The 14,390-nt window shown below is 70.7% G+C and carries 12 protein-coding genes; 6 read left to right on the top strand and 6 right to left on the bottom strand.

The window, feature by feature from the left end; genetic code table 11:
* The first annotated feature begins 18 nt into the window (after window positions 1–18).
* The gene (purH, locus tag ICG51_RS08980; protein ID WP_190280047.1) at window positions 19–1,608 is read left to right on the top strand and encodes a bifunctional phosphoribosylaminoimidazolecarboxamide formyltransferase/IMP cyclohydrolase; all 1,590 of its coding nucleotides are present in this window, start codon (window positions 19–21) and stop codon (window positions 1,606–1,608) included.
* 84 nt (window positions 1,609–1,692) lie between these two features.
* Window positions 1,693–2,979, top strand: a complete 1,287-nt coding sequence (gene purD, locus ICG51_RS08975) for a phosphoribosylamine--glycine ligase (protein WP_190280046.1) — start codon at window positions 1,693–1,695, stop codon at window positions 2,977–2,979.
* Between the two features lie 4 nt (window positions 2,980–2,983).
* Here purD and ICG51_RS08970 read toward each other — a convergent pair whose 3' ends face one another.
* Window positions 2,984–3,502, bottom strand: a complete 519-nt coding sequence (locus ICG51_RS08970) for an arylesterase (RefSeq protein ID WP_223809415.1) — start codon at window positions 3,500–3,502, stop codon at window positions 2,984–2,986.
* A 55-nt stretch (window positions 3,503–3,557) separates the two neighbouring features.
* On the opposite strand from ICG51_RS08970, the gene ICG51_RS08965 reads away from it, so the two are divergent.
* On the top strand, window positions 3,558–4,310 hold the full coding sequence (locus ICG51_RS08965) for an ATP-binding cassette domain-containing protein (RefSeq protein ID WP_190280044.1): 753 nt from the start codon (window positions 3,558–3,560) through the stop codon (window positions 4,308–4,310).
* Complete coding sequence (locus tag ICG51_RS08960; protein ID WP_190280043.1) at window positions 4,307–6,793, top strand: FtsX-like permease family protein; 2,487 nt, start codon at window positions 4,307–4,309, stop codon at window positions 6,791–6,793. Before ICG51_RS08965 ends, ICG51_RS08960 begins: the two co-directional genes overlap by 4 nt.
* A 9-nt stretch (window positions 6,794–6,802) precedes the next feature.
* Here ICG51_RS08960 and ygiD read toward each other — a convergent pair whose 3' ends face one another.
* Window positions 6,803–7,669 carry a 4,5-DOPA dioxygenase extradiol gene (gene ygiD / locus ICG51_RS08955; RefSeq protein ID WP_223809414.1) on the bottom strand — a complete coding sequence of 289 codons (867 nt, stop codon included), beginning with the start codon at window positions 7,667–7,669 and terminating at the stop codon, window positions 6,803–6,805.
* A 24-nt stretch (window positions 7,670–7,693) separates the two neighbouring features.
* A complete protein-coding gene (locus ICG51_RS08950; protein WP_190280042.1) occupies window positions 7,694–8,812 on the bottom strand; it encodes an NADH:flavin oxidoreductase/NADH oxidase in 1,119 nt (372 codons plus the stop codon).
* Between the two features lie 187 nt (window positions 8,813–8,999).
* On the opposite strand from ICG51_RS08950, the gene ICG51_RS08945 reads away from it, so the two are divergent.
* A complete protein-coding gene (locus tag ICG51_RS08945; protein WP_190280041.1) occupies window positions 9,000–9,770 on the top strand; it encodes a hypothetical protein in 771 nt (256 codons plus the stop codon).
* Window positions 9,771–9,902: 132 nt separating this feature from the next.
* Here the strand turns inward: ICG51_RS08945 and ICG51_RS08940 are convergent, their stop codons facing one another.
* The 3 genes from ICG51_RS08940 to ICG51_RS08930 all read right to left on the bottom strand — a co-directional run bounded on the left by ICG51_RS08940 (window position 9,903) and on the right by ICG51_RS08930 (window position 12,687).
* Entirely contained in the window at window positions 9,903–10,757 is an 855-nt protein-coding gene (locus ICG51_RS08940) for an NYN domain-containing protein (protein WP_190280040.1), read from the bottom strand.
* A gap of 57 nt (window positions 10,758–10,814) precedes the next feature.
* Window positions 10,815–12,008: an ATP-binding protein gene (locus ICG51_RS08935; protein ID WP_190280039.1), complete on the bottom strand. Its 1,194-nt coding sequence runs from the start codon at window positions 12,006–12,008 to the stop codon at window positions 10,815–10,817.
* Between the two features lie 145 nt (window positions 12,009–12,153).
* Window positions 12,154–12,687 carry a hypothetical protein gene (locus ICG51_RS08930; RefSeq protein ID WP_190280038.1) on the bottom strand — a complete coding sequence of 178 codons (534 nt, stop codon included), beginning with the start codon at window positions 12,685–12,687 and terminating at the stop codon, window positions 12,154–12,156.
* A gap of 281 nt (window positions 12,688–12,968) precedes the next feature.
* Here ICG51_RS08930 and ICG51_RS08925 point away from each other — a divergent pair, with 281 nt between their 5' ends.
* The gene (locus tag ICG51_RS08925) at window positions 12,969–14,351 is read left to right on the top strand and encodes a M28 family metallopeptidase (protein WP_190280037.1); all 1,383 of its coding nucleotides are present in this window, start codon (window positions 12,969–12,971) and stop codon (window positions 14,349–14,351) included.
* The last annotated feature ends 39 nt before the right edge of the window (window positions 14,352–14,390 follow it).

The raw sequence follows: 14,390 nt of genomic DNA, 5'->3' as shown, positions 1-14,390 counted from the left end.
CACCGCCCCCTTCCACGCATGTCCGCCGACTTCCTTTCCGGCGCGCCGGTGACCGTCCGCCGCGCCCTGCTCTCCGTTTCCGACAAGACCGGCCTGATCGAATTCGCCACGGCGCTTTCCGCCCACGGCGTCGAACTGCTGTCCACCGGTGGCACCGCCAGGGCGCTGCGCGAGGCCGGCCTGGCGGTGAAGGACGTCAGCGAGGTGACCGGCTTTCCGGAAATGATGGACGGCCGCGTCAAGACCCTGCACCCGAAGGTGCACGGGGGCCTGCTGGGCCGTGCCGGCACCGATGATGCGGTGATGGCCGAGCACGGCATCGGCGCGATCGACCTGCTGGTGCTCAACCTGTACCCGTTCGCGCGGGTGTCGGCCAATCCGGGCAGCAGCTTCGAGGACATCATCGAGAACATCGACATCGGCGGCCCGGCGATGCTGCGCAGCGCGGCCAAGAACTTCGCCCGCGTTGCCGTAGCCACCGCGCCGGCGCAGTACGCCGGTCTGGTCGAGGAACTCGGTGCCAACGCCGGCGCACTGTCGGCGAAGACCCGCTGGCAGCTGGCAGTGGCGGCGTTCAACGACGTCGCCGTCTACGACGCCTGCATCAGCAGCTACCTGTCGTCGCTGGGCGACGACGGCGCGCCCGCGCAGTTCCCGGCGCAGGCCAACGGCAACTTCGTCAAGGTGATGGACCTGCGCTACGGCGAGAACCCGCACCAGCAGGCCGCGTTCTACCGCGATCTGTGGCCGGCACCCGGCTCGTTGGCCACCTTCACCCAGCTGCAGGGCAAGGAGCTCAGCTACAACAACATCGCCGACAGCGACGCGGCGTGGGAATGCGTGCGCCAGTTCGATGCGCCGGCCTGCGTGATCGTCAAGCACGCCAACCCCTGCGGCGTGGCCATTGGCAGTGGTTGCTTTGAGGCGTACGAAGCGGCCTATGCCACCGATCCGACTTCCGCCTTCGGCGGCATCCTCGCCTTCAACACGAAGCTCGATGGCGCGACCTGCCGCACGATCCTCGACCGCCAGTTCGTCGAGGTGCTGATCGCCCCGGACTACGACGAAGAGGCGCTGTCTTACGCGAAGAAAAAGGCCAACGTGCGCGTACTGCGCATTCCGCTGGCCGCGCCGTCGAAGCACTTCATCGACACCAAGCGGGTCAACTCCGGCCTGCTGATGCAGACCGCCGACGACCGCGTGGTCACCCGCGACGAGCTGAAGGTGGTGTCGCAGCTGCCGCCGACCGACGCGCAGTTCAATGATCTGCTGTTCGCGTGGAAGGTGGCGAAGTTCGTCAAGTCCAACGCGATCGTCTACGCGAAGGACAGCCGCACGATTGGCGTCGGCGCCGGCCAGATGAGTCGCGTGTATTCGGCGCGCATCGCCGGCATCAAGGCGACCGACGCGGGGCTGGTCGTGCCCGGCTCGGTGATGGCGTCGGATGCCTTCTTCCCGTTCCGCGACGGCATCGACGCCGCCGCCGAAGCCGGCATCAAGGCGGTGATCCAGCCGGGCGGTTCGATGCGCGACGCGGAAGTGATCGCGGCAGCGGACGAACACGGGATCGCCATGGTGTTCACCGGCGTGCGTCATTTCCGGCACTGATGCCTGCGGCGCAGGCATCAATGCCTAGGTCTGCTGCGCAAACCCGGTGCCCCTGTTCCTCCGACATCTGACAGGTAAATACGCATGAAGGTCCTCGTCATCGGTTCCGGCGGTCGTGAGCACGCGCTGGCTTGGAAGCTGGCGCAGTCCACGCGCGTCACCGAAGTCATCGTCGCGCCGGGCAACGCCGGCACCGCGACCGAGGCGAAGTGCCGCAACGTCGCGGTCAAAGTGACCGACCTCGACGGCCTGCTGGCACTGGCGCAGCACGAAGCCGTGGCGCTGACCGTGGTCGGGCCGGAAGTGCCGCTGGTGGCGGGCGTGGTGGATCGCTTCCGCGCTGCCGGCCTGCGCATCTTCGGACCCACCGCCGCCGCCGCGCAGCTGGAGGGCAGCAAGGCCTTCGCCAAGGATTTCCTCGCCCGCCACGCCATTCCCACCGCCTTCTACGAAGTGCATTCCGACGTGGGGGCCGCGCTGGCCTACGTGCACCGCAAGGGCGCGCCCATCGTGATCAAGGCCGATGGCCTTGCCGCCGGCAAGGGCGTGATCGTGGCGATGACGCTGGACGAGGCCGAAGCGGCGGTGCGCGACATGCTCAGCGGCAACGCGTTCGGCGATGCCGGCGCGCGCGTGGTGATCGAGGAATTCCTCGACGGCGAGGAGGCCAGCTTCATCTCGATGGTGGACGGCCATACCGCGCTGCCGATGGCCACCTCGCAGGACCACAAACGCGTGGGCGACGGCGACACCGGCCCCAACACCGGCGGCATGGGCGCGTACTCGCCCGCGCCGGTGGTCACGCCCGAGGTGCATGCGCGGGTGATGCGCGAAGTGGTGAACCCCACCGTGCAGGGCATGATCAAGGATGGCATCCCGTTCACCGGCTTCCTCTACGCCGGGCTGATGATCGACCCCAGCGGCGCGCCCAAGGTGATCGAATTCAACGTCCGCTTCGGCGATCCGGAAACCCAGCCGGTGCTGCTGCGCCTGCAGTCGGATCTTGTCGATCTGGTGGAGGCCGCCATCGACGGCAAACTCGATGGCGTCGAAGCGCGGTGGGATCCGCGCCCGTCACTCGGCGTGGTGATGGCCTCGAAGCCGTACCCGGACACGCCGGTCAGCGGCGAGGTGATCTCGGGGCTCGACGCAGTGCCCGCCAGCGCCAAGGTCTTCCACGCCGGCACCGCGCTGGACGCCGCCGGCAACGTGGTAAGCGCCGGCGGCCGCGTGCTGTGCGTGACCGCGCTGGGCGCCAGCGTGTCCGAGGCGCAGCGCACTGCCTATGCCGGCGTCGAGGCGATTTCGTGGACGCATGAGTTCCACCGCAGCGACATCGGCTGGCGGGCGATCGCACGCGAGCAGGGCTGAGATTTCAGCGCGCCGGCAGCGCATCCAGTGCTGCCAGCACCTGGTCCGCCAACATTGGCTGCGCGGCGGCCACCGGGTGCAGGTTGTCGGCCTGGAACCATTTGCGCTCGGTGCCCAGCGGGGCCAAGAAATGCGGGATCAGCCCGGTGCCCAGGCGCTGGCTGATCAGCAGGTAGCTGCGCTGGAAGTCGTCCGCATAGCGGCCGAAGTTGGGCGGCAGCTGCAGGCCCACCAGCAGCACCTGCGCACCGCCACGGCGCGCGCGGCCGATCATCCAGCCGAGATTGGCACCCATCTGCACCAGCGGCAGCCCGCGCAGGCCGTCGTTGGCGCCCAGCTCGATGATCACGATGTCCGGGCGTACCCGGGCCAGCTCGGCGTCGATGCGACTGCGCCCGCCGGCGCTGGTTTCGCCGGAGATGCTGGCGTTGTGGAAGGCGTAGCGCGCCGATTTCGCATCGGCCAGCGCCACCCAGCCCTGCTCCGGGCGCAACCCGTAGGCGGCCGACAATGAGTCGCCCATGACCAGGACTTTCCGCTCTCGCGCCTCGGCCGCGGATGCGGCTAGCATCGCCAGCATGACGCATACCCCCAGCACCCACGTCCGCACCGCCGACACCATCGCGCCCACTCCTGTTCCGGTTGCCGCAAACGCTAGCACGCCCGCACCGGGCAGCCTGCGTGCGCGCGGCGTCGGCAAGACCGTGGCGCTGCCGGATGGCGCGCTGACCATCCTCGACGCGATCAGCCTGGACATCGGCGCCGGCGAGCGGGTCGCCATCGTCGGCGAGTCCGGCTCCGGCAAGACCACCCTGCTGTCGCTGCTGGCCGGGCTGGACCTGCCCAGCCGCGGCGAGGTGTGGCTGGACGGTGCGCCCATCCACGCCACCAGCGAGGACACCCGCGCCGCGCTGCGCGCCCGCGCGGTCGGCTTCGTGTTCCAGAACTTCCAGCTGATGCCGGCGATGAGCGCGCTGGACAACGTGGCGCTGCCGCTGGAACTGCGCGGCGAGAGCGGCGGCGCGACCGCGCGGGCGCTGCTGGAGAAGGTGGGCCTGGGCCAGCGCCTGCACCACCTGCCGCGCCAGCTGTCCGGGGGCGAACAGCAGCGGGTGGCTATCGCCCGCGCCTTCGCCACCCGGCCGCGGATCCTGTTCGCGGACGAACCCACCGGCAACCTGGACCGCAAGACGGGATTGGCGATCGAGGACCTGCTGTTCGGCATGGACGACGCCCGCGCCACCACGGTGGTGGTGGTGACGCACGATGAACGCCTGGCCGCGCGCTGCGACCGCCAGCTGCGGCTGGACGCCGGGCGGCTGCTGCCGTGAGCCGGCTGGCGCGGATGGCCGCGCGCCAGGCCTGGTCGGGCTGGCGCAACGGCGAATTCGGGGTGCTGCTGGCGGCGCTGTTCGTGGCGGTACTGGCGCTGGCGGGCGTGGGCAGCATCGCCCAGCGCACCACCGATGCGCTCGGCGCGCAGAGCCGCCGGCTGGTCGGCGGCGATGCCGCCTTCAGCAGCGACAACCGCGCGGTGGACGCCGCACTGCGCGATGCGCGCCGGCTCGGCCTGCGCAGCTATCGCAGCGTGGAACTGGCCAGCATGGTCGGCCCGCAGGGCGGCGCGCCGCAGCTGGGCACGCTGAAGGCGCTGGCCGGCGATGCGCCGCTGCTGGGCCCGTACACCGTGCGCACCGAGCGCGGTCTGCAGCGGCTGCCGCGACCGGCGGCGGGCACGCTGTGGCTGAGCGAAAGCGGCGCATCGCGGCTGCAGGCCAGGCCGGGCGCGACGGTCGAAGTCGGCGGCCGGCCGCTGCGGCTGGCCGGCATCGTGATGGAAGAACCGGATCGTCCGATCGGCGGCGTGGAGCTGGGCCCGCGCGCGATCCTGCCGCTGGCCGAGGTGGAGGCCGGCGGCCTGCTCGGCCCCGGCGCCCGCGCCTCGTGGCGGGTGGCGGTGGCCGGCCCGCCGGCGGCCATCGCGTCGTGGGTGAAGGCGCGCGAGGCCGACCGCAGCCCCGGTGCGCGGGTGGAAACCGGCGACGACCTCAGCCCGCAGCTGCGCAACGCGCTGGAGCGCGCGCAGCGCTTCCTGTCGGTCTCACTGTTGCTGACCGCGGCGCTGGCGGCGGTGGCGATCGGCATGGCCGCGCGCCAGCACGCCGAGCGCCATCGCGCGATTGCCGCCACCTTGCGCGCGCTCGGCGCCGGCCAGCGCGCCATCGTCGGCCTGTACATCGGCCAGCTGGCGATCCTGGGCAGCGTGGCGATCGCGTTGGCGCTGCTGGCGGCGACGGTGCTGCAACAGCTGGCGGGCGTGTGGATCGCGCGCGAGCTGGGCACCGCGCTGCCGCCGGCCACCGCCTGGCCGCTGCTCAAGGGTGCGCTGGTGGGGCTGTGGATCCTCGCCACCTTCGCCCTGCCGCCGCTGCTGGCGCTGCGCCGGGTCAGCGCGCTGGCGGTGCTGCGCAGCGACCTGCGCACGCCCTCGCCGCCGGCGCTGCTGCTGTTCTCGCTGGCGCTGGGCGGCCTGCTGGCGCTGTTCTGGCAGGCCGCCGGCAACGCCACCACCGGCGCCATCCTGCTGGGCGGCCTGCTGGTCACCGCCGCCGTGCTGGGCGTCGCCGGCTGGGCACTGGCGGCGCTGGTGGCGCGCGCTGGGCGCGCCGGCAGCGGCATCGTGCGCTACGCCCTGCTCAATCTTTCGCGGCGGCGGCGGCTGACCATCGCGCAGGTGGTGGCGCTGGGCACCAGCCTGATGGCGCTGCTGCTGCTCCTGCTGGTGCGCACCGACGTGTGGGAGCAGTGGCAGGCCACGGTGCGCGGCGATGCGCCCAACCGCTTCGTCATCAACGTGCAGCCGGACCAGCGCTCCACCTTCAGCGCGGTGCTCGCGCGGCTGGACTATCCCTCGGTGGGACTGTCGCCGATGATCCGCGCCCGCTACGTCGGGCCCAGTGCCGGCGAGCGCGGCCGCCCTGCGCCTCAGGGCCGCGGCGAGCGGCTGATGGACCGCGAATTCAACCTGTCCACCGCCGACGCGTTGCCCACCGGCAACAAGCTCAACGCCGGAAAGTTCTGGAACCCGGCCAGCGCGCGCAACGAGTTTTCGGTGGAAACCAAGTTCGCCCAGCAGCTGCGCTGGCAGCTGGGCGATACGCTGGCGTTCGACATCGCCGGCCAGCGCATCGAGGGCCGCATCACCAGCCTGCGCGACGTGCGCTGGGAGAGCTTCACCCCCAACTTCTTCGTGCTGGCCTCGCCGGACCTGGCCCGCGACCTGCCTGCCACCTGGATCACCTCGGTGCGGGTGCCCGTTGGCGACACGACGCTGGCAACGGCGCTGTCACGCGAGATCCCGAACGCCAACGTGATCGACATCGACGCCGTCACCGGCGAGATCCGGCGCATCGGCGACCAGGCCGCGCTGGTGATCCAGGTGGTGTTCTGGTTCGCGTTCCTGTCGGGCTGCCTGGTGTTCGTGGCGGCGGTGGCGGCCACCCGCCGCGAGCGCATCACCGAACTGGGCGTGCTGCGCACGCTGGGCGCCAGCAGCGCGCAGTTGCGGCTGGCGCAGCTGGTGGAATTCGGCGCGATCGGCGCGATCTCCGGCGGCATCGCCGCGGTAGCCGCGGCCAGCATCGGCAGCCTGTTCGCGCAGCGCGTGCTCGACCTGCCGCCGACCTGGAACGCCAGCACGCTGGTGATCGGCGCGCTGGCCGGCACCGCGGCGGCGATGCTGGCCGGCTGGCTGAGCATGCGCCGGCAGTTCCACGCCACCGTGCGTGAGACGCTCGGCGCGGCGGCGGGCTGAGCCGCCCCGTCAGACGTTGGCGTTTTCCGGCGCGACGCTGGTGTCCAGCGGCGCCGCGCCACCAGCGTCGCCGCTCCCCTGCGGGCAGTCCGCATCCAGGGTGAACGCGGTCATCGACAGCGAGCCGTAGCTGTAGCCGTCCACCAGCACGTCGGCGGGGCGGCCCGCCGCGGCGGACAGGCCCGCGAGGTAGAGCAGCGGCAGGAAATGTTCGTCGGTGGGCACCGCCAGCCGATAGTCCGGATGCGACGCCAGCGTGGCGATGTCGTGCGGGCGTTCGGCCATCAGCTGCCTGGCATCGGTGTCGAAGCGCTGCGCCCAGTCGAAGCCGGCGTCCGGCTGCTTCCAGTCGATCGCGCGCAGGTTGTGCACCACGTTGCCGCTGCCCACGATCAGCACGCCGTGCCGGCGCAGCGCCGCCAGCTTGGCGCCCAGCGCCAGGTGCCAGTCCAGCGGCTTGCGCGCATCGAGGGACAGCTGCACCACCGGCACGTCCGCGTCGGGGAAGGCGTGCACCAGCACCGACCAGGTGCCGTGGTCGATTCCCCAGGCTTCGCGGTCGGCGCCAACCACATAGTCCGGCGACACCACGTCGGCGATTTCCTCCGCCAGCGCCGGCAACCCCGGCGCCGGGTACTGCACGTCGAACAGCGCCTGCGGGAAGCCGTAGAAGTCATGGATGGTGCGCGGATTCGGCATCGCGGTCACCGCCAGCGCATCCACGTGCCAGTGCGCGGAGATGGCGAGGATTGCGCGCGGCTTCGGCACCGTCGCGCCGAACGTGCGCCAGGCCTCGCTGAAGCGGTTTCGCTCCAGCGCGTTCATGGGGCTGCCGTGGCCAAGGAACGCGGCGGGCATCAGCGGGGACGTGGGCATGGCGGGACCTCCGGGTCCGGGAAATCAGTCGGCCGTGCCGGTGGCAGGCACCAGCAGCGGCGGCAGGCCGTGCGGCACGGCGCGCAGGAAGCGCGGCGAAGTGGCAACGGTCGCGCCCAGCGCGGCGGCCGCGTGCCACGGCCAGCGCGGGTCGTAGAGTAGCGCCCGCCCGATGGCGATGGCGTCGGCGCGGCCCTGCACCAGCGCAGCCTCGGCCTGCTCCGCGGTGGTGACCAGGCCCACGCCGATCACCGGCATGGCGACCTCGCAACGGAGCGCCTCCGCGAACGGCAGCTGGTAGCCCGGCCCGGCGGCGATGCGCTGGGCCGGATGCAGGCCGCCGCTGGAGACGTGCAGATAGTCGCAGCCGCGCGCGTCCAGCGCCCGCGCCAGCGCCGTGCTCTGGGCCAGGTCCCAGCCGCCGTCCACCCAGTCGGTGGCGGAGATGCGCACGCCCACCGTCATCGTCACCGGCACCTCGGCGCGGATCGCGTCGAACACTTCCAGCACCAGCCGCATGCGGTGTTCCAGCGGGCCGCCATAGGCATCGTCGCGGTGGTTGCTGAGCGGCGACAGGAACTGGTGCAGCAGGTAGCCGTGCGCGGCATGGATTTCGATGGCGTCCAGCCCCAGCCGGGTTGCGCGGCGCGCCGCCTGCGCGAACGCCTGCACCACACGGGCGATGCCGGCGGCGTCCAGCGCCTCTGGCAATGGATCCGTCTCCACATAGGGCAGCGCGGTAGGCGCAACCGTCTGCCAGCCGTGCGCCGTCCCTGGCGCGATGGCCGTACCGCCCTGCTCCCACGGGCGATGGGTGGAGGCCTTGCGCCCCGCATGCGCCAGCTGCACGCCCACCGGCATCGACGACCAGCGCCGCACGCTCGCCAGCGCCTGCGCAAACGCCGCTTCGCATGCGTCGTCATAGAGGCCGAGATCGGCCCAGCTGATGCGACCCTCGGGCACCACCGCGGTTGCTTCGGTCAGCAGCAGACCCGCACCCGACTGCGCCAGCGTGCCCCAGTGCTGCACATGCCAGTCGTTGGCCAGGCCGTCGGTGCTGGCGTACTGGCACATCGGCGCCACCACGATGCGGTTGGCCAGGGTGAGCGCACCGAACGAGATGGGCGCAAACAGTCGCGACATGGGGATCTCCCGCAGGCAATCGCCCACTATCCGCGCCACGTGCGCATCCCATCAAGCACATCCGCGGAACGCTGCCTTGCAGCAGCCACCCGTCGGCGAACGCGCGCGGCTGCATCCAGACCGGCCAACGCCGCGTATCGGGTCGCACTGGCCACCCGCTGGCCTTTCACCCACAGGAGTCCCCCGAATGAACCGCCTGTCTGTTGCCCTCCTCGCTGTCGCCCTCGGCCTGCCCGCCACCGCCCTGGCCCAGAGCGGCCCCAGCTTCACCCTGATCGGCGGCGGCGACGTCTCCGTCAGCGGCGACGTGCACAAGGGCGCCATCGCCCCGATCGCCGACCTCGGCCCGCTGAACCCCGCGCTGGCCGGCGTGTCCGCCGAGCTGCGCATCGGCGCGCGTTCCTACGACAGGATCTACGGCAAGGCCACCAACTTTGGCGTGGAGATGGCGTGGCCGATGGCCAGCGGCGAAGTGTTCGGCCAGCTGCTCTCCACCCGCACCAGCGCCGGCAGCACCGAGGTTGGTGGCGCATTCGTGCCGGCGCTCAACACCACGCTGCCGGTATATGGCCGCTTCGAGGGTTACAAGGCGATGTCGCTGGAAGGCGGCTACCGCCACTTCTTCGGCACCGGCAAGGTGCGTCCGTACGTGGCCGGCCGCATCGGCACCACCAAGGTCGATGGCATCAACGCCACCTTCACCATTCCCGATGCCGCCATCACCCTCACCGACGTGCCGTTCTTCGACGGCGGCTGGCAGATGAGCGGCGGCGCCGACCTCGGCCTGCTGTGGTCGATGTCCGAGAAGGCTTCGCTGGGCCTGGAAGTGGGCGCCCGCTACCACGGCGACATTTCCGACGACGACAGCGCGCTCGCAGGCCTCGGCCTGGGCTCGATCAACGACGCCGGCAAGCGCACTTCGTACCCGGTGAACCTGCGCCTGCAGGTGCGCTTCTAAGCCTTCGCGCGTCGCCGCCACCTCCCCGCTCCCCCGCCGGCGGCGGCGCGTGCCTTTCTCCCCCGGCACCGGGATGGCGCGCATTCGGCTGGCACGTCCTCCCGGTGTTTCTTTTGCCTGCGCGGCGGGCGTTCAGCCCGCCAGCGCCTTCACGAACAGCGCCTTCACCCCGGCAGGAGTTTCCCGCTCCACCACGCTGAAGTGCTTGGGTTGCTTGCGCAGCAGGTCACTGAGTTTCTTCTGTCCGTACAGGCGCGGGTCGAAGTTCGGCTTGATCTTGTTGAGGTAGGCGCCCATCGCCCCGAGGTGCGCCCAGCCCTCCTCGTCGGAGGCTTCCTCGATCGCCTGCCGCAGCAGGCCCAGCGGCAGCGGCAGCGGCGCGGCTTTCGCCGGCGGTGACGGCGGCGCAGGGGGCACCGCGGTTTCCTGCGCGGGTGCCGACGTCTTGACCGCAGCCTGCTTCTTCGCCGGCTGCTTGCGCGCGGGCTTTACCGGCGCAGCGGGCCCTGCCGGCTCCGGCGCTTCGGCGCGCAGCACCTCGGTGTAGGTGAACTTGTCGCAGGCCTGCACGAACGGGTCCGGCGTCTTGTGCTCGCCAAACCCGTAGACGGTCAGCCCTTCCTCGCGCAGGCGCTGGGCCAGCCGGGTGAAGTCGCTGTCGCTGGAGACCAGGCACATGCCGTCGAAGCGGCCGGTGTACATCAGGTCCATCGCGTCGATGATCAGCGCGCTGTCGGTGGCGTTCTTGCCGCTGGTGTAGGCGAACTGCTGCACCGGGCTGATCGAATGCTTCAGCAGCACCTTCTTCCACTGCGCCTGCTGCTGGGTGGTGAAGTCGCCGTAGATGCGTTTGACGCTGGCCAGCCCGTACTTCGCCACCTCCGCCAGCAGGCCCTCGATCACCGAGGCCTGCGCATTGTCGGCATCGATCAGCACCGCCAGCCGGCGCTGGCCATCATCGTGGGCCACGTGGGTGCGGGTTTTCATGGCAGGTCTCCCGAAGGGTGGGCGTTCGCGCCGCGGCGGTTGCCGCGGGCGTCATGGTCAGGCGTCGCGCCAGTCGTCGGCCGGCATGATCCGGCGCATGAAGCGGTCGAACATCGGCACGGTGAACGCGGTGTCGCCGTGGCTGGGACTCCAGATCATGCCCTTGGCAATGAGCTGGTTGCGGGTGGGCGCCAGCGAGGTGACCTTGCGTGCCAGCAACGCGGCGATGTCGCCGGAACGGTGCGGGCCCGGCCCCAGCTCGGCCATTGCCCGCAGATAGCGTTTCTCATTGGGAGTGAGCCGGTCGAAGCGCACCCGGAAGAAACTTTCGTCCAGCGCCGCGGTAGCGGTGATGGATGCCGCCTGCACGTCGGCCAAGGTGATCGGCGAAGCCGCCGCCACGTCCCAGGCATGCTTGCCCCATTCCTGCAGGAAGTAGGGATAGCCCTCGGTGGCGTCGACGATGTGCGCGATGGCACCGTCGGCGAAGGCAACCCCCTGTTCCGCCGCGGGCACCTCCAGCGCGCGGTGCGCGGCCTGCGCATCCAGCGGCCCAATGAAGGGGAAATCGAACAGCCGCTCGGCATAGGACTTGGCCCGCCCCATCTGCCCCGGCAGTTGCGGCAGCCCCGCGCCGACCAGCATCACCGGTACCTGCTGCTGCGCGCAGCGGTGCAGCGCGGTGATCAGCGAGGCCAGCTGCTCCTCCTCCACGTACTGCAGCTCGTCGATGAACAGCAACAGCGCGGTGCCACCGGCCTGCGCCGCACGCCCGGCCACTTCCAGCAGCGCCTGCAGGTCGTGCTCCAGGTCGCCGTTGTCGGCCAGCCCCGGCTCGGGATCGAAGTCGATGCCCACCTCGATGTCGGCGTACTTCACCTTCAGCGACTTGGCGAACCCCGCCAGCGCCCGCAGCGCACGCCGCCCCAACGCCTGCGCCTGCTCCGAGCGTGATAGCCGCAGCAGCGCCTGCCGCAGCTGCGGCGCGAGGATCGCCGGCAGCGAACGCCCCTCCGGCGCCTCCATCCGCAGGGTGTGGATGCCCGCAGCCTCGGCGGCATCGCGCATCCGGTCCAGCAACACCGTCTTGCCCACCCCACGCAGGCCGATCATCAGCACGCTCTTGGCGGTGCGCCCGGCGCGGATGCGCTGGGCCGCGATATCCACCGCCCGCAACAACTCGTCCCGCCCCGCCAGCTCCGGCGGCGGCGTCCCGGCACCGGGCGCGTAGGGATTGGTGATGGGGTTCATGCGAGACAATCTATAGCAATGTTATGGGGTTTACAAAAATCTCATAACTTTGATATGAACTGACTGGAGATGCGAAGAACGCACCGCCCTCGGGACGCCGGCCTTGCGGCCGCGCCCAGATGCGGTGTCCTAAGCAGGGCACCGGCTACATTTCCGGGATGTTGCGCAGCGCTGCCTCGTTGGCACGGTCATCTTCCTGCTTTCGCGCTTGCGCATCGCGCATCTTCGCCGTCGTGGCCAGGTGCGCCGTGCGCACGGCCGGATCCACCATGTTCATGTGCCGCTGCCGCTGCCCGAGCGCGCTCTGGCCCGGGGGCAACTGACAGTTGCGGCTGACGATGTCCAGATCTTCGCCGCCGGCGGCCTGACGGTCCTGCAGGTGAACTGTCACCCACAACGTGTCGCCCAGCGGCTCCAGCGCCAGACAGATGCGGTCGATGGTGGCGTGGTCGCGATATCGCGCACCATCCACCATCGCCAGCAGATTGACGGGATCCACCCAAGCCGCGGAGCTGACGCCGGCCACCGCCGCCGCCAGTTGCCGCGCCGGTTCGGCAGGAATGCGCCGGGCCGGATCAGGCAGTCGCATCGCGCGCTGCAGGTCGTGGGTCATCGCGTCCATCTGCCGGCGGACGGCATCCTGGTCACCCATGACTGCCGCGCCGCGGATGGTGGCCATGCGCGCAGCGGTTGCCAACGGATCCAGTGGTTGCCCGGCCTGCTGCGGCCGAGACGGCGACGCGTCGGCAGACGCAGGACGCTCCGCGCAGCCTGCCAGGAGCAGCACGCCGAGTAGCGCGAGTCGTGGCACTGTGCGCATGCCGGCATTCGTGCCGCGCGCATGGATCCCGTCGAGACGCAATGGCATTGACCTTCTCTGCTTGCGTGCAGCATAAGCCACCCGCTGCCGTCGGCCGCACAAACCGCTACGCTTCGGCATCGCCATTCCGCAGGCCCGCCATGCGCAAGCTGCTCCCGCTGCTGTTCTGCCTGACCACCGCCAGCGCGTTCGCGCAGACCGCGCCGCCGCCGGCCGACCCGCCGCTGCTGGACGCGCTGGGCCGTGCGCCGTCGGCCACCAACATCGAACGCGACGTGCGCACGCTGGTGGGCTTCGGCACGCGCCACACGCTGTCGGACACGGTGTCGGCCACGCGCGGGATCGGCGCGGCGCGGCGCTGGGTGTTCGATGAATTCACCCGCATCTCCAAGGCCTGCGGCGGCTGCCTGGAAGTGCGCTACGTCAGCGGCACGGTGCAGGGCGAGCCGCGCATTCCCGGCCCCGTGGAAGTGGTCAGCGTGATCGCGATCCAGCGCGGCAGCGTGGATCCGGACCGCTACGTGATCATGAGTGGCGACATCGATTCGCGGGTCAGCGACGTGATGGACGCCACCTCCGATGCGCCCGGCGCCAACGACAACGCCAGCGGCGTGGCCGGTACGCTGGAAGCGGCGCGGGTGCTCAGCAGGCAGCGCTTCGCCGGTTCCATCGTGTACGCGGCGTTGGCCGGCGAGGAGCAGGGCCTGTTCGGCGGCAAGTTCCTTGCAGAAGAGGCCAAGCGTCAGAACTGGCGGGTGGAGGCGGTGCTGAACAACGACATGATCGGCAACAGCCGCGGCATCGACGGCATCCACGACAACGTCACCGCGCGGGTGTTCTCCGAAGGCACGCGCGTCACCGAAACCGCGGAGGAAGCGCGCGCGCGCCGCTTCACCGGCGGCGAGCTGGATTCGCCCAGCCGCAACCTGGCCCGTTACATCGCGCGGATGGCGGCGCACGTGCCCAATCTCGAAGTGATGATGGTCAACCGGCTGGACCGCTTCGGCCGCGGCGGCCACCACCGCCCGTTCAACGACCTGGGCTATCCGGCGGTGCGGGTGATGGAAACCCACGAGCACTACGACCGCCAGCACCAGGACCTGCGCACCGAGACCGACCCGCAAGGGCAGCGCCGCGTGTACGGCGACACCATCGACGGCGTGGACTTCGCGTATGCGGCCAAGCTCACCGCATTGAACGTGGTGGCCTTGGCCGGCATGGCCGCCGCGCCGCCGCCACCGGCAGAGGTACGCATCGAAGGCGCGGTCAGCGCCGACACGACCCTGAAGTGGAAGCGCCCTTCTCCGGCGCAGGCCGCCAACCTGGCCGGCTATCGGGTCTACTGGCGGCTGACCACCGAGCCGCAGTGGACGCGCAGCCGCTGGGTGGGCGATGTCGAAACCGCCACCCTGCAGAACGTGGTGATCGACAACTACTTCTTCGGCGTGGCGGCGGTGGCGAAGGACGGCAGCGAAAGCCCGGTGGTGTTCCCCGGCGCGGCGGGCAGCTTCGGCGGGTACTGACACCGGCTTCCGTTATCCTCCGGCCATCGTCCGGGGGAT

It is taken from the genome of Thermomonas sp. XSG (assembly GCF_014678725.1).
In the GTDB taxonomy this organism is placed as follows: domain Bacteria; phylum Pseudomonadota; class Gammaproteobacteria; order Xanthomonadales; family Xanthomonadaceae; genus Thermomonas.
Note: the sequence above shows the minus strand (reverse complement) of the source record. Positions and strands in the feature narration are given on the sequence as shown.